11 protein-coding genes and 1 riboswitch are annotated in these 18,400 nt (G+C 71.0%); of the genes, 7 read left to right on the top strand and 4 right to left on the bottom strand.

All coding sequences use genetic code 11. The features are described from left to right. Window positions 1-3 precede the first annotated feature (3 nt). Window positions 4-1,017, top strand: a complete 1,014-nt coding sequence (locus F0P95_RS03130; RefSeq protein ID WP_182335658.1) for an OmpA family protein — start codon at window positions 4-6, stop codon at window positions 1,015-1,017. A 69-nt stretch (window positions 1,018-1,086) separates the two neighbouring features. Here the strand turns inward: F0P95_RS03130 and F0P95_RS03125 are convergent, their stop codons facing one another. Beyond that, window positions 1,087-2,907 (bottom strand): GGDEF domain-containing protein, encoded by a 1,821-nt coding sequence (locus F0P95_RS03125; protein WP_182335657.1) that lies wholly within the window; start codon window positions 2,905-2,907, stop codon window positions 1,087-1,089. Between the two features lie 363 nt (window positions 2,908-3,270). On the opposite strand from F0P95_RS03125, the gene F0P95_RS03120 reads away from it, so the two are divergent. Both F0P95_RS03120 and F0P95_RS03115 read left to right on the top strand, forming a co-directional pair. Next, window positions 3,271-4,683, top strand: a complete 1,413-nt coding sequence (locus tag F0P95_RS03120) for a sensor histidine kinase (RefSeq protein WP_182335656.1) — start codon at window positions 3,271-3,273, stop codon at window positions 4,681-4,683. Between the two features lie 75 nt (window positions 4,684-4,758). Beyond that, on the top strand, window positions 4,759-8,181 hold the full coding sequence (locus tag F0P95_RS03115; protein ID WP_182335655.1) for a hybrid sensor histidine kinase/response regulator: 3,423 nt from the start codon (window positions 4,759-4,761) through the stop codon (window positions 8,179-8,181). A gap of 72 nt (window positions 8,182-8,253) precedes the next feature. Here the strand turns inward: F0P95_RS03115 and F0P95_RS03110 are convergent, their stop codons facing one another. After that, window positions 8,254-8,835, bottom strand: a complete 582-nt coding sequence (locus F0P95_RS03110; protein WP_182335654.1) for a manganese efflux pump MntP — start codon at window positions 8,833-8,835, stop codon at window positions 8,254-8,256. An 8-nt stretch (window positions 8,836-8,843) separates the two neighbouring features. Then, window positions 8,844-9,006: riboswitch (yybP-ykoY riboswitch) on the bottom strand. A gap of 202 nt (window positions 9,007-9,208) precedes the next feature. Between F0P95_RS03110 and F0P95_RS03105 the strand changes: the two genes are divergently transcribed. Continuing rightward, window positions 9,209-11,677 (top strand): methyl-accepting chemotaxis protein, encoded by a 2,469-nt coding sequence (locus F0P95_RS03105; RefSeq protein ID WP_182335653.1) that lies wholly within the window; start codon window positions 9,209-9,211, stop codon window positions 11,675-11,677. Between the two features lie 60 nt (window positions 11,678-11,737). On the opposite strand, the gene F0P95_RS03100 is transcribed toward F0P95_RS03105, so the two are convergent. Continuing rightward, complete coding sequence (locus F0P95_RS03100; protein ID WP_054668422.1) at window positions 11,738-12,403, bottom strand: response regulator transcription factor; 666 nt, start codon at window positions 12,401-12,403, stop codon at window positions 11,738-11,740. Window positions 12,404-12,544: 141 nt separating this feature from the next. After that, entirely contained in the window at window positions 12,545-14,488 is a 1,944-nt protein-coding gene (gene acs, locus F0P95_RS03095; RefSeq protein WP_182335652.1) for an acetate--CoA ligase, read from the bottom strand. 241 nt (window positions 14,489-14,729) lie between these two features. On the opposite strand from acs, the gene F0P95_RS03090 reads away from it, so the two are divergent. From F0P95_RS03090 to F0P95_RS03080, 3 genes are all read left to right on the top strand, one after another. Beyond that, window positions 14,730-16,163 carry a DcaP family trimeric outer membrane transporter gene (locus F0P95_RS03090; protein WP_232528749.1) on the top strand — a complete coding sequence of 478 codons (1,434 nt, stop codon included), beginning with the start codon at window positions 14,730-14,732 and terminating at the stop codon, window positions 16,161-16,163. A 147-nt stretch (window positions 16,164-16,310) separates the two neighbouring features. Continuing rightward, window positions 16,311-16,628, top strand: coding sequence for a DUF485 domain-containing protein (locus F0P95_RS03085; RefSeq protein WP_054668419.1), 318 nt, complete (start codon window positions 16,311-16,313; stop codon window positions 16,626-16,628). After that, a complete protein-coding gene (locus F0P95_RS03080; RefSeq protein ID WP_182335651.1) occupies window positions 16,625-18,346 on the top strand; it encodes a cation acetate symporter in 1,722 nt (573 codons plus the stop codon). The genes F0P95_RS03085 and F0P95_RS03080 overlap by 4 nt, the downstream gene beginning before the upstream one ends. Window positions 18,347-18,400 lie beyond the last annotated feature (54 nt).

Here is an 18,400-nt window from a genome sequence, read left to right as displayed (position 1 = left end):
CCGATGACTCTCCCGCATACCCGTTCCACCCTGTCCCGCGCGCTGCTGGCGACCGCCCTCCTGTCCGCCCTGGCCGGCACTGCCGCCGCCCAGCAGACCCGGCTCAACCCGCAGGAAAAACGCATCACCGACGAGGCCATCCACGCCGACCTGCAGGGCTACGAAGCCACGCAGGGCCGCATCCAGGCGCTCAACGACGCCGGCCGCCCGGTGCGCGACTACCACCTGTCCAAGGCGCAGTGCTGGCTGGACGTGTCCTTCCACGAATACACCCGCAACGACCGCAGCGCGTTCCCGCAGCAAGCGCTGACCGAGTCGGAGAAGCTGATCGTGGCCATGGAGAACGGCGTCTCGCCGATCCCGACCGATACGCCCCTGGTCAACAACGCCAAGTACCTGCGCGACGACCTGTGGCAGCGCCTGAAGGCGATCCACGGCACCCCGGGCTTCAGCTGCGCGCAGCAGGCCGTGGCCTGCGGCGAGGTCGAGCTGGTGCACGCCGGCAATGAATTCAACCAGCAGCAGTGGCGCCATTCCAAGCCGTACATCCAGATCGCCGAAGACCTGGTCAACGACGCCGAGGCGTTGGCACGCCAGTGCGCCGTGGCGCCTGCTGCCGTGGCGCCGACGCCCGGCCCGCTGATCGCCAACGTGCTGTTCGAGTTCGACCGCGATGGCCGCAAGGACATCCGTACCTACTCGCTGGAGAGCATCGACCGCGCGCTGGCCACCCTGGCCGGGGAGCAGCGCGAACTGGCCGGCGTCACCCTGGTCGGGCATGCCGACCGCATGCAGGGCAAGGGCTTCGACTACAACCAGGGCCTGTCGCAGCGTCGCGCGCAGACGGTTCGCGAGCTGCTGATCGGCCGCGGCATCGCCGCCGACCGGATCCGCTACGAATACCGTGGCGATACCCAGCAGGTGCAGCAGTGCGATGGCGTCAAGCCGCGCGCCGCGCTGCTGGAATGCCTGCTGCCCAACCGCCGGGTCGAAGTGCGCTTCGAGCTGGCCCGGTAATCGCCGCGTCGCGTGAAAAACAGGGCTCGGAGTCGGCTGTCGCGTGCGCGTGGCCGCCGGATCCCGGGTTCAAGGCAGATGGGAAATCCGACTCTGGCCCCGGTTTTCGTCCCGCGCTGGCGGGGCACCGACGTCGCGCGGCGGTGCCCACGACATCGGCCGGCCGCCGCCGATCATGATCCAGCCCTGCGCCAGCGCATGTTCCGGATCGCGCAGGATGCTGTACAGGTCGACGTTGCGGCCCTCGGCCAGGCCCCACAGCCCGGCCCAGGTGCCGATGCCGCTGCGGCGCGCCACCTGCAGCGCCCGGCTGGCCGCACGCAGGGTCTCGGCATGGCTGGCGGCGGTCCCCGGGAACAGCGGATGCGGGGCCACGCCGGCGGACATGCTGGGGGTCAGGCACTGGCCCGGCGCGACATCCACCTGCAGCCGCTCGATGCAGCGGCACAGGTGCGCGGCCAATGCGAACGCCGCGGCCTGGGTGGTGTTGGCGCGGATCACCACGAAGGTCGCCCCGCCCCAGCGCGCCACGTGGTCGTGCTGGTCGCTGCCGCGCACCAGTTCTTCGGCCACCGCGCGCAGCAGCAGGTCGCCGGCGTCATGACCGTGCAGGTCGTTGAGGGCCTTGAAGCCATCGATCTCCAGCAGCAGCACCGCGCTGCGCGTGTCGCCGGTGCGCACTGACATGGTGGCGTCCAGCAGGCGTTGCGCCTCGCGCCGGTTCGGCAGCCCGGTGAGCGCGTCGATGGTGCCGAGCCTGCGCAGCCGCCGCTGCTGGCGGCGCATGCGCAGGTACAGGCCGCCGCCGCCCAGCAGCAGGACCGCCACCGCGGCCAGCGCGGCATTGCGCAGCAGGCGGTCGCGGCTGGCCTCCTGGACGGCGTTGATGCGGATCGGGTCCAGCGCCTGCTCGGCCGTGGCCTGCAGCCTGGCCAGGCGATTGAGGTTGTCGCCTTTCATCTGTGCCTGGTCGATCTGCCTGGCCTGGCGCAGGTAGTCGCGCGCCTGGGCGGTATTGCCGAGTGCCACGCTGGTCTCCGCCAGCAGGTCCAGGCTGTCGCGCGCGCCTCCGGGGAACTTGCCGGCTTCGGCCAGCGCCAGCGCCTTCTCGCCGAGATCCCGGGCCTGCTGCGGTTGCGCCTGTTCCAGTGCGATCCGCGCCAGCCGCTGCAGGGTGACGATCTGCCCGAGCGGATCGTTCTGCGCCTGCCACGGCAGCACGGCCAGGAACTGCGCCCGGGCCGCCTCCAGGTGCCCGCCGGCACGCTGGATCTCGGCCCGGTGGCTGCGGATCCGGTGCAGCATCACGTCCTGGTTGGACACGCGGTTGGCGATCGACTCGGCACGCGCGAAGGCGCGCTCCGCCTCGTCATGGCGCCTGAGCCGCAGCAGCGTATAGCCGTGGTTGTAGTGCAGCATCACGTCCTGCGGCAGCGGCGGCCGGCGCAGGTGGTCGGACAGCGCCAGCGCCTGCTGCTGGTAATGCAGCGCCCCCTCGGGGTCGTCCATCTGCTCGGCGCGGATCAGGGCGATGCCGCTCAGCGCGGTGATCTGGCTGCCTACGTCGCCTTCGGCGATGCCGCGTTCGAGCATCGACTCGAGCAGTTGCAGGCCCTCGGCGGTCTGGCCATTGCGCTGCAGCAGCGTGGCCGCCATCTGCATCGCCCGGCTGCGTTCGATGGTGGGCAATTCCGCCGTCTGCAGCAACGCCTGCACCCGCGCCGCCGATTCCAGGCTGGCGTCGCCCTGGCCGAGCAGCTGCCGGGCGAAGCCGCGGCAACCTTCGGCGCCTATCTCCACCACCGCCGGCAGCGCCGGTGTGGACAGCAGCTTCGTGGCCATCGCCAGCGCTTCGCGCGGGGCACCGTGCACCATCGTATGGCAGCGCATGACCTGGTCCATCAGCCGTATGTCGGCGTCCGTGCCCTGGGCACCCGCGGGGCCGGCCAGGGCCGTTGCCAGCACCGCCCAGGGCAACAGGCAGCGGAATCGAATGACACGAAGCGGTGGGAGCATGGCGTCCGGTGTTTCCTGGCGGGGGAAAGTCCGGCCGGGCGGCGGCGCGGAAGGTCCGGCAACGGACGTCGCTAATATAGCCGCACTCCCTGCGCGCCGGGCGCCGCATCGCCCCGCCGCCGCGGCTGCGGGCCGTCCCCGGCACGCGCGTGGGCGCTTGGACGACGGTGGGTCCGTAATATAGCGGCGTCTTTCCATGTATCGCGCGGCAACCCGCCGTGCCGGGGATTCCGCCCGATGCCTTCCCGAACTACCCGGCCCGAAGACCAGGCCACGTCGCGCCGCGCCACCGACCGTCGCGGGCCGCCGGCCGTGGTCGACGCCACCGAGGCCCGCGCCATGGCGATGCTGCAGCGCCTGCTGCTCGCCGTGGCCGGCTACCAGTTGCTGCTCCTGCTGTGGGGTCCGCCGGGGAGCGGGGGGCTGGGGCAGGTGCTGGGCGTGGCCGGCATGCTGGCCTGCCTGGCTTCGCTGGAGCTGCTGCGGCGCCGGCGCCTGCACCTGTCGGTGATGGTCTTCGTGGTGCTCAACCTGGTGCTGAGCTCGGTGGCCTATGGCTACTGGGGCCTGCGCGCGCAGATGCACGGGCAACTGCTGCAGCTGCTGCCGGTGCTGCTGGCCGGTGCGCTGCTGGGCCGCCGGGCGCTGTGGCTGGCCACCGCCTGGCTGGCTGCGCTGCTGGTGCTGGGCGCATGGCTGGACGCGGCCGCCGCCTTCTACCTGCCCGCGCGCGTGGAGCTGGCGTTGCGCGACCTGGTGCTGGCCGGCTTCGGCACGCTGGTGGTGGCGTTCGTGCTGGACCAGTCGCTGTCCGCGCTGCGCGACAACCTGCGCATCGCCCGCCGCCGCGGCGCCGACCTGGCGCGCAAGCGCGACGCGCTGCAACTGGAAATGCAGGAAAAGGAGCGCTCGCGCGAGCAGCTGGTGCACGCGCTGAAGATCGAGAACGTCGGCCGGCTGGCCAGCGGCGTAGCGCACGATTTCAACCATCTGCTGGCGCTGATCATGGGATATGCCGGCAAGGGCCGTCGCAGCGACGATCCGGCGGAGCTGAAGGCGGCGCTGCAGGGCGTGGAGTCGGCGGCACGGCGCGCCGGCGCGGTCACCCGCCGGCTGCTGGATTTCAGCCGCCAGGACGTGGCGCGGCCGCAGCTGCTGGACGCGGCGCCGACCATCGCCGCGATGGAGCCGATGCTGCGCCAGCTGTTCGACACGCGCATGGTGTTCGAGCTGGACACCGGCCAGGTGCAGTGCCAGATCCATTTCGACCCGGCGCAGCTGGAGCTGGTGCTGTTGAGCCTGGCCGCCAATGCGCGGCAGGCCATGCCCGACGGCGGCACCTTCCGGCTGGCGTTGTCCTGCCCGGAGCCGGGCAACGAACTGCGGATCGAAGTGAGCGACAGCGGCCATGGCATGAGCGAGGAGGTGCGGCTGCGCTGCATGGAGCCGTTCTTCACCACCAAGCCCAGCGGCCAGGGCACCGGCCTGGGCCTGGCGGTGGCGGTCAACCTGATCGCCGCGGCCGACGGCCGCATCGAAGTGGACAGCGCGCCGGGCGAAGGCACCCGGTTCCATCTGTACCTGCCGGCGCGGGCGTTGTCCGTCGAGCCGGCGGCGCCGGCCGGGGGCGGCGAAACGATCCCCTGCTGAGCCGCGCCGCACGGCCGCCACGGTGCGGGCCGTGCAGCGGCTACACTGCGGCACGGCCCGTCCGGAAACGCGTCCTTGGTCTCAAGCTGGATCCTGCTGCTGGTTTCGCTCGGCTATGCCGCGCTGCTGTTCGGCGTGGCGTGGTGGGGCGACCATCGGCCGATGTACCCGGACCGGCCGTGGCTGCGGCCGGTGATCTACAGCCTGGCGCTGGCGGTGTACTGCTCGTCGTGGACCTTCTACGGCGCGGTCGGCACCGCGGTGCGCTACGGCATCGGTTACCTGCCGATCTACCTGGGGCCGCTGCTGCTGCTGCTGTTCGGCTGGCGCATCATCGAACGGCTGGCGCTGATCGCGCGCAGCGAGAACGTGGTCTCCATCGCCGATTTCATTTCCTCCCGCTACGGTCGCTCGCGGCGGCTGGCCGCGCTGGTGGCGGTGATCGCGCTGATCGGCGTGGTGCCGTACCTGGCGCTGCAGTACAAGGCGGTGGCGATGAGCCTGCAGGTGCTCACCGGCGACAGCGGCGGCGGCGGCGTGCTCACCGATCCGGCGCTGTACGTGGCGCTGCTGATGGCCCTGTTCGCCACGTTGTTCGGCACCCGCCAGGTGGACGCCACCGAGCACCACCACGGCATGATGCTGGCCATCGCCCTGGAATCGATGATCAAGCTGCTGGCGATGGTGGCGGTCGGGGTGTTCGCCTACGTCTGGCTGTCCGACCGCGGCACCGCGGTGGTGGCGTCGGCACGCACCCTGTTCGAGGGCACGCCGCCGGTGGGCTTCGTCTCGCAGACCCTGCTCAGCTTCCTGGCGCTGATCTGCCTGCCGCGCCAGTTCCACGTGGCGGTGGTGGAATGCGGCGACGTCGGCGACGTGCGCCGCGCGCGCTGGCTGTTCGGCGGCTATCTGGTCCTGATCTCGCTGATGATCGTGCCGATCGCGGTGGCCGGCAACGCCCTGCTCGGCGGCGGCGGCGTGGTCGACGACGCGCTGGTGCTGGCGCTGCCGATGAGCAGCGGCAACACCGCGCTGGCGCTGGTCGCCTACGTCGGTGGCTTCTCCGCGGCGACCGGCATGGTGATCGTCTCCTCGATCGCGCTGGCGACCATGATCAGCAACGATCTGGTGATGCCGCTGCTGCTGCGCCGCAGCGGCGACCACCGCGAGGCCGCCGACGTCGCCTCGCGCGTGTTGTGGATCCGCCGCCTGGCGATCCTGCTGCTGGCGCTGGTGGCGTACGGCTACTACCGCGGCAGCAACAACGACACCATGCTCGCGACCTACGGGCTGATGGCGTTCGCCGCGGTGGCGCAGTTCGCCCCCGGCCTGATCGGCGGCCTGTACTGGCGCGGCGCGAGCCGCCGCGGCGTCGGCACCGGCATGGCGGTGGGCTTCGCGTTGTGGATCTACACGCTGCTGCTGCCGGCGCTCTGCCATGGCGGCTGGCTGGACGTGGGGCTGGTCGAGCGCGGCCCGTTCGGCATCGGCTGGCTGCGGCCCGAACAGCTGTTCGGCCTGCGTGGCTGGGACCCGCTGACCCATGGCACGTTCTGGTCGCTGCTGCTCAACACCGCCACCATGCTGCTGGTGTCGATGCGCTGGCGCCCGGGGGTGGCCGAACGGCTGCGCGTGGCGCCGTTCCTGGAGCCGTACGCGCGGCGCCCGGCGGTGGCCGGCGACTGGCCGGCGCACGTCAAGGTGCGCGACCTGCTGGCGCTGGCCACGCGCGTGGTCGGCGACGTGCGCGCGCGGCGCGCTTTCGTCGAACAGGCGCAGGCGCTGCAGCGCGAGTTCCAGCCGGCCGCCGCCGCCGACCGCGCCTGGGTGCAGTTCACCGAGCGCCTGCTGGCCGCGTCCATCGGCGCCGCCTCGGCGCGCCTGCTGCTGACCAGCCTGCTGCGCGGTTCGGGCATGGACCTGGGCGAAGTGGTGGCGGTGCTGGACGAGGCCGGGCAGGAGCTGCGTTTCAACCGCGAGATCCTGTCCACCACGCTGGAGAACATCAGCGCCGGGGTCAGCGTGGTCGATCCGGACATGCGCCTGACCGCGTGGAACCGCCGCTACCAGCAGATGTTCGGCTATCCCGATGGCATGCTTTACGTCGGCCGCCCGGTCGCCGACCTGATCCGCTACAACGCCGAGCGCGGCGAGCTGGGCGAAGGCGACATCGAGATGCAGATCAACCGGCGCATCGGCCACATGCGCGCCGGCACGCCGCACGTGTTCGAGCGTACCGGCGCCGACGGCAAGGTGATCGAGCTGCGCGGCCAGGCCCTGCCCGGCGGCGGTTACGTCACCAGCTACAACGACATCAGCGACTTCAAGCGCGCCGAGCAGGCGCTGCTGGAGGCCAACGAGACCCTGGAGCAGCGGGTGGCCGAGCGCTCGCAGGCGGCCGAGGCGGCGCAGCAGTCCAAGACCCGCTTCCTGGCCGCCATCAGCCATGACGTGCTGCAGCCGCTCAACGCCGCGCGCCTGTTCGCCTCGGCGCTGCGCGACGGCCTGCAGGAAGGCGACGAGCAGCGCCACCTGGCCGAACGCGTGGACGCCTCGCTGCGTGCGGCCGAAGAGCTGCTCGACGGCCTGCTCGACGTGTCGCGGCTGGATGCCGGCGGCCTGCGTCCGACCGTCACCGATTTCGATGCCGCGGTGCTGGTGCGCGAACTGGCCGCGCAATACACCCCGGTGGCGGCCGGGCGGGGGCTGCGCCTGCACGTGTTCGCGCGCCAGGCGTGGGTGCGCAGCGACCGCCGCCTGCTGCGCCGGGTGCTGCAGAACTTCATGGCCAACGCGCTGCGCTACACCCGCAGCGGGCGCATCGTACTGGCGCTGCGGGTGCGTGGTGGCCAGGTCGAGCTGCAGGTGTGGGATACCGGTCCCGGTATCCCCGAGCACCACATGCAGCAGATCTTCAACGAGTTCCACCGCTACCAGCAGCCGTTCGACTGGGGCGAACAGGGCCTGGGCCTGGGCCTGTCGATCTGCCAGCGCATCTCGCGGCTGCTCGGCCATGGCCTGGATGCACGCAGCCAACCCGGCCGCGGCAGCATGTTCTCCATCACCCTGCCGCGCGTGCCGACGCCTGCGGTGGCGCCGCCGCCGCGCGCCATGCCGGCGTTCGGCGGCGACGAGGCGCTGGCCGGCCTGCGCGTGCTGTGCGTGGACAACGACCAGGAGATCCTCGACGGCATGCGCGCGCTGCTTGGCCGCTGGAAGGTGCAGGTGATCGCGGCCAGTACCGTGGACATGGCGCTGGAGAAGATCGCCGAGCGGCCCGACGTGATGCTGGTGGACTACCACCTGCACGACCGCATGGACGGGCTCGACGCGCTGGTCGCGCTGCGCGGGGCCGCCGGCCGCCCGCTGCCCGGCGCGCTGCTCACCGCCGATGGCCGCGACGAGCTGAAGCGGCTGGCGCGCGAGCGCGGCTACCGGGTGCTGACCAAGCCGGTGAAGCCGGCCTCGCTGCGCGCCTTCCTGACCGCGCTGCGCTGAGGCCGGCGCGCTGACGGACCTGCCGGCGGGGCGATGCCGCCGGCGTGCCCGGCCGCCGCCGCGGTCCTGCGCTCAGGCCGCGCCGTGCAGGTGCTCGTACAGGATGCTGGCGCCGATGACGATCAGGATCACGCCGCCGACGATCTCCGCGCGCTTGCCGACCAGCGCCCCGAGCACGCGGCCGAGCATGATGCCCAGGGTCACCATGACCAGCGTGCACAGGCCGATGACCAGCGCCACCACGCCGATGTGCACGTCCAGGAAGGCCAGGCTCACGCCGATCGCCGCCGCGTCGATGCTGGTGGCCAGGCCGGTGGCGGCCAGCGTCCAGAAGCGGTGGTGGCGGTTGTCGCCGGGTTCCTGGGTTTCCTCTTCGGCATCCGGGCGCAGCCCGGCGACGATCATGTGCACGCCCAGCGCGCCGAGCAGCACGAACGCGATCCAGTGGTCGAACGCTTCGACGTACTGCGAGGTGGCGCGGCCCAGCAGCCAGCCGAGCAGCGGGGTGATGGCTTCGATCACGCCGAAGATCAGGCCGGCGCGCAGCGCGTCGGGCAGGCGCGGCCGGCGCATCGCCGCACCCTTGCCGATCGCGGCGGCGAAGGCATCGGTGGACATGGCGAAGCCGATGAGAAGGATGGACAGAGGGGACATCGGGTTTTCCTGGCCGGGCGGACACGGACGGCACGCGGCGCGCCCGACCTGACGTTGCGCTCGCATGCCGTTGGTCTCGCCAACCGTGGAACCGGTCGCACGCGCCACGACGCAATGGTCGAGTGTGTTGACGCGTGCGCTTCCAGACGCTGGAAGCAGGCTACTCCCCAAGGGAGCGCGGATTCTAGCACGCCGTCGCGGCCGTCGCCGTGCAGGCGGGGACGGGCGTGGGCGGGGCTGACATGCAGCTGTCATCACCCGCTGGCTTCATTGCGCCGCGCGCGGCGACCGGCACGCCCCCCGCTCGCGAAACGTCCTAAAGGTTGTGCGCCGGCGGCCGATCCAGAGGCGTCCCCACGCCCGGAGTCGTGCAATGAAGTTCCCGCTTGGAATCGCCCAGAAGCTGCGGCTGAGCCTGCTGGCGCTGGTGGTCGGCCTGGCCGTCATCGGCTCGGCCTATGCCTGGCTCAGCGCCGGCACCCGCGCCGCCGACCAGCGGCTGCAACGCTACCAGCAGGACGCGGCGCGGCTGGAGCGCCTGGCCCGGGCCTTCGCCGAGACCCGGCGCGCGCAGGCCGAGTATGCCATGTCGTTTTCGACCACCGCCGGGCAGGCTTTCGGCAAGGCGCGTGCGCAGCTGGGCCAGGCATTGGCGCCGGTGCCCGGCGCCGAGCCGTGGCCGCCCGCGCTGGCTGCCGCGCTGCAGGCCTACCTGGAATCGGCGCGCCTGCTGGACGAGCGCATCGGCGAGCTCGGCCACGATGCCGACAGCGGCATGCAGGGCGAGCTGCGCGCGGCGGTGCATACCGTGGAGAACCTGATCGGCGATTACCGCGAGCCGGAGCTGCAGGTATCGATGCTGAGCATGCGCCGCTACGAAAAGGACTTCATCGCGCGCCGCGAACAGAAGTACGCCGACGAACTGGGGGCCGAGGCGATGCCGTTCGAACTGCTGCTGCAGCGCGCACGCATGCCGGAGCCGGTGCGCGCGCAGGTGCGCGAGGCGATGCAGCGCTACCAGGGCGCGTTCCTGTCCTATGCGGCGGCGCGCTTCGGCGTCGACAGCGAGACCCAGGCGCTGGACGAGCATGCCGCGCAGGTGGACCCGGTGATCCTGCGCCTGCAGCGCGACCAGCGCAGCGCGCTGCAGCGGCAACAGGCCGGGCAGGCTGCCGCGCGCAGCTGGATGAACGCCGCCTTCGCCGCCACCGTGCTGATCGTGGGCGTGCTGCTGGTGACGCTGCTGGTGCTGCTGCTGCGCGCCATCGACCGCCCGCTGGCCGCGGCCGCGGCCTTCGCCGGGGCGATCGCCGACGACCACCTGGATGGCACCCTGGTGGTGCGCAACCGGCACGACGAGATCGGCCGCCTCGCCACCGCACTGATGCAGATGCAGGCGCGCCTGCGCGAACGCATCGCCAGCGAGCGCATCGCCGCGCTCGCCAACCAGCGCGTGCGCCGGGCGCTGGACGTGGCGCGCGCCGCGGTGCTGGTGACCGATGGCGAGGGCTGCGTGGTCTACGCCAACGATGCCCTGCGGCTGACCTTCGCACGGGCCGGCGTCGAGATGCCGGCCGGAACCGGCGCCGCGGTGGCCACGCTCGGCCCCGACGTGGCCGCGGTGCTGGCCCGGGTGCGCGACGGCGGCGGCACCATCGACGCCGAGGTGGAGCTGGGCAACACCGGGTTCTGGCTGCGCGCCAGCCCGGTACTCGAGCAGGAGCGGGTGCTGGGAATGGTGATGGAATGGCAGGACCGCCGCCTGGAGCGGGTGATCGCCAACGAGGTCGCGGCGGTGGTCGCCGCTGCCGCCGGCGGCGACCTGGAAGGCCGCATCGAACTGGCCGACAAGCAGGGTTTCGTGCTGGAGCTGGGCGGGCGCATCAACGCGCTGCTGGACAGCGTGCAGTCGCAGGTCGGCGACGCCACGCGCGTGATCGGCCACTTCGCCCGCGGCGACCTGAGCGCGCGCATGCGCGAGGATCGCGGCGGCATCTACGCGCGGCTGCGGCAGGGGCTGGAAGTGGCGATGCGCCAGGTCGGCGCTATCGTCTCCAGCATCCAGCAGTCGGCCGGCAGCGTGCAGGCGGCGGTGGCCGACATGGCCGGCGGCACCCGCGAACTGTCCGCCCAGGTCCAGCAGCAGGTCGATGACGTGCACGACGCGTTGCAACGCGTGCGCTCGGTGGCCGGGGAGGCGCGCGAGAATGCCGACAGCGCGCGCCACAGCGCCGAGGTCTCCGAGGCCGCCAGCATCGCCGCCGAGCGCGGGCGCGAAGCCACCGCCGCCGCGGTGTCGGGCATGGAGCGGCTGCGCGCGTCCTCGCGCCACATCCGCGAAATCGTCGCCACGGTGGACAGCCTGTCGTTCCAGACCAACCTGCTGGCGCTCAATGCGGCGGTGGAAGCGGCGCGCGCCGGCAGCCACGGCCGCGGCTTCGCGGTGGTCGCCGGCGAAGTGCGGCAGCTGGCGCAGCGCTCGGCCGAAGCCTCGCAGCAGATCCGCGCGCTGGTGGATGCCTCGCTGCAGCAGGTCGAAGCCGGCGCCCACCTGGTCGACAGCAGCGGCGAGGCGATGCAGGACATCGGCGGCCGCGTGCAGCAGGTGGTGACGGCGATGGCGCGCATCGACGCGGCGTCGGCGCGCCAGGTCAGTGCGGTGGACGACGTCGAACGGCTGCTGCGGCGTATCGGCGAGGGCACGCGCCAGAGCGACAATGTCGCCCGGGCCTCCTCGCAGGCGGCGCTGGCCATGCGCGAGCAGGCGCAGGACCTGGCGGCGGCGGCGGAAACATTCGTGCTGGGCGGCCACGACGCGCCGCCGCCGGCACGCGTGGCCTGACGCCGGGCGCGGCAGCGGGGCGGCGGCAGGCCGCTCCGCCGTCGCCACGCCGGTGTCGGCTCAGTCCTCTTCCGGCGGCAGCACGATGCTGTCGTCGTCGATGGCCAGCTTGCCTGCCATCAGCACCGCCTGGGTGCGGTTGGTGACGCCGAGCTTGCGCAGGATCGCGGTGACATGCGCCTTGATGGTGGCCTCGGACACGTTCAGGTCGTAGGCGATCTGCTTGTTGAGGCGGCCGGCGCCGAGCATCTGCAGCACCCGGAACTGCTGCGGGGTCAGCTCGCGCAGGCGCTGGCCCACCTCGCGCTCCTCATGGTCGGTGGGCGGCACGTTGTGCGCCTCCGCCGGCGCCCAGCGCTCGCCATCGAGGATGGTGCCCAGGGCATGGCCGATGGTGTCCGAATCGGCCGATTTGGGAATGAAGCCGAATGCGCCGTGGTCGAGCGCACGCCGCATCACCGTCGGCTCCTCGCGCGCGGACACCACCACGATCGGCAGCTGCGGATGCAGCGAGCGCAGGTGCACCAGCGCGTTGAACCCCTGTGCGCCGGGCATGTTCAGGTCCATCAGCACCAGGTCCGCGTCGGGGTGCTGCTCGGCCAGCGCATACAGCGCCTCGACGCTGTCGGCCTCCAGCAGCTGCACCCCCGGAATCACCCGCTGCACCGCCCCGCGCAGCGCTTCGCGGAACAGCGGGTGGTCGTCGGCGATGAGCAGGGTGGGCATGGGGGCGGGAGGAGTCGGCAAGCGGGGGTCGGGGACGTGCATCGGCGGGGCGGGCGGTGGAACGTGAGGGACGGGGGGCGATGCGGGCAACGCTGTCGCCGTCGCGCCGTGCCGGCCCCCACGTGGTGCCCGCACGCCGGTTCAGCGCACCTTGCGCTCGTCCACCAGCGAGGCCACGACCGACGGATCGGCCAGGGTCGAGGTGTCGCCGAGCTGGTCCGGTGCATTCTCGGCGATCTTGCGCAGGATGCGGCGCATGATCTTGCCCGAACGGGTCTTGGGCAGGCCCGGCGCCCACTGCAGGTGGTCCGGTGCGGCGATCGGGCCGATCTCCTTGCGCACCCACGCCACCAGCTCCTTGAGCAGTTCGTCGGTCTGCGCCTCGCCCGCCACCAGGGTGACGTAGGCGTAGATGCCCTGGCCCTTGATGTCGTGCGGGAAGCCGACCACCGCCGCCTCGGCCACCTTCGGGTGGCTGACCAGCGCGCTTTCCACTTCGGCGGTGCCGATGCGGTGGCCGGAGACGTTGATCACGTCGTCGACGCGGCCGGTGATCCAGTAGTAGCCGTCCTCGTCGCGGCGGCAACCGTCGCCGGTGAAGTAGCTGCCCGGGTAGGTGCGGAAGTAGGTGTCGATGAAGCGCTGGTGGTCGCCGTAGACGGTGCGCATCTGGCCCGGCCACGAGTCGCGGATGATCAGGTTGCCCTCGGTGGCGCCTTCCTGGATCTCGCCGTCGGCGTTGACCAGCGCCGGCTGCACGCCGAAGAAGGGCAGGGTGGCCGAGCCGGGCTTGAGGTCCATCGCGCCCGGCAGCGGCGAGATCAGGATGCCGCCGGTCTCGGTCTGCCACCAGGTATCCACGATCGGGCAGCGCGCCTCGCCGACCACGTCGTGGTACCAGCGCCAGGCTTCGGGGTTGATCGGTTCGCCGACGCTGCCGAGCAGGCGCAGGCTCCTGCGCGAGGTGCGCTTGACCGGCTCCTCGCCGTCGCGCATCAGCGCGCGGATCGCGGTGGGCGCGGTATAGAAGATGGTGACCTGGTGCTTGTCGATCACCTCCCAGAAGCGCGAGGTGTTGGGGTAGTTCGGTACGCCCTCGAACATCACCGAGGTGGCGCCGTTGGCCAGCGGGCCGTAGACGATGTAGCTGTGGCCGGTGACCCAGCCCACGTCGGCGGTGCACCAGTAGATGTCGTCCTCGCGCAGGTCGAACACCGCTTCGTGGGTGTAGGCGGCGAACAGCAGGTAGCCGCCGCTGGTGTGCAGCACGCCCTTGGGCTTGCCGGTGGAACCGGACGTGTAGAGGATGAACAGCGGGTCCTCGGCGTTCATGCGCTCCGGCTCGCACTGCGCCGGCTGGGTGTCGACCACGTCATGGAACCAGCGGTCGCGCGGGGCCTGCATGTCCACCGCCGCACCGGTATGGCGCACCACCAGCACGGTTTCCACGGTGTGGGTGCCGGGCAGCTTCAGCGCGGCGTCGACATTGGCCTTCAGCGGCACCTTGCGGCCGCCGCGCAGGCCTTCGTCGGCGGTGATGATCAGCTTGCTGCCGCAGTCGCCGACGCGGTCGGCGATGGAATTGGCGGCGAACCCGCCGAACACCACCGAGTGGATCGCGCCGATGCGCGCGCAGGCCAGCATCGCCACCGCGGCATCGACGATCATCGGCAGGTAGATGGTGACGCGGTCGCCCTTGCCGACGCCGAGGTTGCGCAGCGCGTTGCCGAGCCTGCACACGCGTTCGTGCAGCTCGCGGTAGGTGACCTTCTGCGCCGGCGCGTCGGGGCTGTCCGGTTCGAACAGCAGCGCGGTCTTGTCGCCGCGGGTGGCGAGCTGGCGGTCCAGGCAGTTCACGCTGACGTTGAGTTCGCCGTCCTCGAACCACTTGATGCGGAAATCATCCAGCTGGTAGCTGACGTTCTTGATCCGGGTCGGCCGGGTGAACCAGTCCAGGCGCTCGGCGGCCTTGGCCCAGAACGCATCGGGATGCTCCACCGATTCGCGGTACTGCTGCTGGTACGTGGTCTTGTCGATCCGCGCCCGGGCGGCGAACGCGGGATCGACGGGATAGAGATCAGCCATGGCAATACCCTCACCTTTGCACTTGTAACCAATGGAGGAGCCGCATCCTGCGACGCGGCCGCGACCTCCCAAGTGTGCCGCATCACCCCAGTCGCGCGCTGCCCCGCGGCTTAGACGATGGTCGAATACCCGCCCGCTTTCGACTAATGGCGAATAGCCGCCTGCGGCGAACGCCGCGCACCCTGCCGTTGACCGTGCGACCGACGCGGCCGTCAACGCCAGCCGGAGAGAGGCAGACCTGATGAACAGACACGTGTTGAAACCAGCGGGCCGCGCGTTCCCGGCCGCTGCGACGATGGTGCGCCGGCCACTTGCCGCCGCGTTGTTCGTGGCGCTGCTGGCGCCGGGCATGGCCTTTGCCGGCACCGCCAGGGAACAGGTGCTGGAAGCCCGCGTCGCCGAACTGGAGCGCCAGGTGCAGCTGCTGCTCTCCACCCAGCAGCAACAGCAGGGCGCCATCGCCCAGGCCCAGGGCGATGTGCAGCAGGTGCGTGCCGAACAGGCGGCCACCGCCGCCGCGCCGGCCAGACCCGTGGTGCCGGCCGGCAAACAGCCGATCCAGGTGACCAGCATCACCCCGGGTGCCACGCCGGGCACCACCTTCAAGTTCGGCGGCTTCATCAAGGCCGATTTCCTCGCCACCCGCACCGGCGACGGACAACTTGCCGACGACGCCACCGGCCGCTCGCTGTACCTGCCGGGACAGACGCCGGTGCACGGCGCAGGCGGCTCGGGCAAGGCGTCGAGCGTGGACTACAACGCCCACGCCAAGTTCTCGCGCTTCAACCTGGGCGTGGACCACGTGGCCGAGAACGGCGACAAGGCCGGCGCGCTGGTGGAGATGGATTTCTTCGGCAATGCGCTGGGCAACCAGACCGCGACCAACACCTACGGCGTCACCCTGCGCCATGCCTACATGTACTGGAACAACTGGCTGGCCGGCCAGACCTGGTCCAACTTCATGGACGCGGCCTCTATTCCCGAGGCGGTGGACTTCGTCGGCCCGACCGACGGCGTGATCTTCGTGCGCCAGGCGCAGGTGCGTTACACCAGGGGCGGCTTCAGCGCATCGCTGGAGAATCCGGAAACCACCCTGGTCGGCGCCACCAGCTCCGACCGCGGCGCGCTGCCCGACCTGACCGCGCGCTACGGCTGGAAGGGCGACTGGGGCACTTTCGGCGTGGCTGGCCTGCTGCGCCAGCTGAAGGTGGACAACCAGGCCACCGGCGCGCACGCCACCGCCACCGGCGGCGGCCTGACCCTGGGCGGCAAATGGGTGATGGGCGGCAGCGATTCGCTGCACTACCAGCTCACCGGCGGCCAGGGCATCGCCCGCTACATCGGCCTGGGCATCACCGGCGACAGCGCCTGGGACGCGGTGCGCGACGAGCTCGACCCGACCGGGGTGATCGCCGGCTACGTCGGCTGGCGCCATGCCTTCACCCCGAAGCTGCGCACCAACCTGATCTACGCGCGCAGCGACTACGACAACGACGCCTCGATCACCGGCCAGCTGGTGACGAAGAGCGTGCAGTCGATCCGCGGCAACGTGTTCTACACGCCGATGCCCAAGGTCGATATCGGCGCCGAGCTGATGTACGGCGTGCGCGAGATCGAGAACGGCCGCAAGGGCGACATCAGCCGCGTGCAGTTCACCACCAAGTACAGCTTCTGAGTGCCCGGCAGCGGCGTCGCGACGGCGCCGCTGCCACCGCAGGAAACGCAGTACGCACCATCTCCCTACCCCCACGGGGAGCACTCATGCCCGCACCGGCGCGCACTGCACGCCTGCGTCCGTATTCCCGAAATCTGGAGAATCCCGATGAATGCTTCCGTCGATCCCCGTGTTGAGCGGATCGCCTCCCACCCGGCCTACCAGCGGCTGCGCCAGTCGCGCAACCGCCTGGGCTGGATCCTCACCGCGCTGATGCTGCTGGCCTACTACGGCTACATCGGCCTGATCGCCTTCGACAAGGCATTCCTCGCCACCCCGCTGGGCGAGGGCCGGATCACCACCATCGGCATCCCGATCGCGCTGGGGCTGATGGTGTTCACCATCCTGATCACCGGCTTCTACGTGCGCCGCGCCAACAAGGAGTTCGACCAGTTGACCCAGCAGATCGTGGAGGACGCGCAATGACCCGTTCGTTCCTGCGCCCGGCCGCGCTGCTCGCCCTGCTGGCCGCCAGCGGCGCGGCCCTGGCGGCCGGCGGCGACATCGGCCAGACCGTGCGCCAGCCCACCAACTGGACGGCGATCGTCATGTTCGCCGTATTCGTGCTGGCGACCCTGGGCATCACCAAGTGGGCCGCCGCGCGCACTCGCTCGGCGTCCGATTTCTACACCGCCGGCGGCGGCATCACCGGCTTCCAGAACGGCCTGGCGATCGCCGGCGACTACATGTCGGCGGCATCGTTCCTGGGCATCACCGCGGCGGTGATGGCCAACGGCTACGACGGCCTGATCTACGCCATCGGCTTCCTGGTCGGCTGGCCGATCCTGACCTTCCTGATGGCCGAGCGGCTGCGCAACCTCGGCCGCTTCACTTTCGCCGACGTCGCCGGCTACCGCTTCGCGCAGAAGCCGATCCGGCTGTTCGCCGCCTCCGGCACGCTGGTGGTGGTGCTGTTCTACCTGATCGCGCAGATGGTCGGCGCCGGTGCGCTGATCAAGCTGCTGTTCGGCCTGGACTACTGGATCGCGGTAGTGCTGGTGGGCGTGCTGATGATGGTCTACGTGCTGTTCGGCGGCATGACCGCCACCACCTGGGTGCAGATCATCAAGGCCTGCCTGCTGCTGTCCGGCGTGACCTTCATGGCGCTGATGGTGATGTGGCAGTTCGGCTTCAGCTTCGAGAAGCTGTTCTCCACCGCGGTGCAGGTCAAGGCCCAGATCGCCGCCAACGGCGGCAAGAGCGCGGAGGAGGCCGCCGCGGCCGGCCTGTCGATCATGGGGCCGGGCGGTTTCGTCAAGGATCCGATCTCGGCCATCTCCTTCGGCATGGCGCTGATGTTCGGCACCGCCGGCCTGCCGCACATCCTGATGCGCTTCTTCACCGTTCCCGATGCCAAGCAGGCGCGCAAGTCGGTGTTCTGGGCCACCACCTGGATCGGCTACTTCTACATCCTGATCTTCATCATCGGCTTCGGCGCCATCGCCCTGGTGCTGACCAACCCGGCGTACGCCGACCCGGTCACCGGCACCATCCAGGGCGGGCCGAACATGGCTGCGGTGCTGGTCGGCAAGGCGGTGGGCGGCAACCTGTTCATGGGCTTCATCTCCGCGGTCGCGTTCGCCACCATCCTGGCGGTGGTGGCCGGGCTGACGCTGTCCGGTGCCTCGGCGGTGTCGCACGACCTGTACGCCACGGTGATCATGAAGGGCAGGCCGCCGGCGGGCACCGAACTGCGCGTGTCGCGCGCCACCACCCTGGTGCTGGGCGTGATCGCGGTGCTGCTGGGCATCGCCTTCGAGAAGCAGAACGTGGCCTTCATGGTGTCGCTGGCCTTCGCCATCGCCGCCTCGGCCAACTTCCCGGTGCTGATCCTGTCGCTGCTGTGGAAGGACTGCACCACCCGCGGCGCGGTGATTGGTGGCTTCCTCGGCCTGGCCTCGTCGCTGCTGCTGACGCTGCTGTCGCCGTCGGTGTGGGTGGATACGCTGGGCAATCCGGCCGGCAGCGCGCCGTTCCCGTACACCAGCCCGGCGCTGTTCTCGATGACCATCGCCTTCGCCGCCATCTGGCTGTTCTCGGTGCTGGACAACAGCGCGCGCGCCAAGGCCGAGCGTGCGGCCTACCCGGCGCAGCAGGTCCGCGCCGAGACCGGCGTCGGCGCCAGCAAGGCCGCCGACCACTGACGCTCGCCCGTTCCTGATGTGTGTGCAGACAAGGGCCGCTCCGCACAGGGCGGC

The organism is Stenotrophomonas acidaminiphila (assembly GCF_014109845.1).
Lineage (GTDB): Bacteria > Pseudomonadota > Gammaproteobacteria > Xanthomonadales > Xanthomonadaceae > Stenotrophomonas > Stenotrophomonas acidaminiphila.
This window is presented reverse-complemented; position numbering and strand designations above follow the sequence as displayed.

Coding starts and splice junctions, on each gene's coding strand:
- F0P95_RS03130 (WP_182335658.1), top strand. CDS start 4: ATGACTCTCCCGCATACCCGTTCCACCCTGTCCCGCGCGCTGCTGGCG.
- F0P95_RS03125 (WP_182335657.1), bottom strand. CDS start 2,907: ATGCGCTGCCATACGATGGTGCACGGTGCCCCGCGCGAAGCGCTGGCG.
- F0P95_RS03120 (WP_182335656.1), top strand. CDS start 3,271: ATGCCTTCCCGAACTACCCGGCCCGAAGACCAGGCCACGTCGCGCCGC.
- F0P95_RS03110 (WP_182335654.1), bottom strand. CDS start 8,835: ATGTCCCCTCTGTCCATCCTTCTCATCGGCTTCGCCATGTCCACCGAT.
- F0P95_RS03105 (WP_182335653.1), top strand. CDS start 9,209: ATGAAGTTCCCGCTTGGAATCGCCCAGAAGCTGCGGCTGAGCCTGCTG.
- F0P95_RS03100 (WP_054668422.1), bottom strand. CDS start 12,403: ATGCCCACCCTGCTCATCGCCGACGACCACCCGCTGTTCCGCGAAGCG.
- acs (WP_182335652.1), bottom strand. CDS start 14,488: ATGGCTGATCTCTATCCCGTCGATCCCGCGTTCGCCGCCCGGGCGCGG.
- F0P95_RS03090 (WP_232528749.1), top strand. CDS start 14,730: ATGAACAGACACGTGTTGAAACCAGCGGGCCGCGCGTTCCCGGCCGCT.
- F0P95_RS03085 (WP_054668419.1), top strand. CDS start 16,311: ATGAATGCTTCCGTCGATCCCCGTGTTGAGCGGATCGCCTCCCACCCG.
- F0P95_RS03080 (WP_182335651.1), top strand. CDS start 16,625: ATGACCCGTTCGTTCCTGCGCCCGGCCGCGCTGCTCGCCCTGCTGGCC.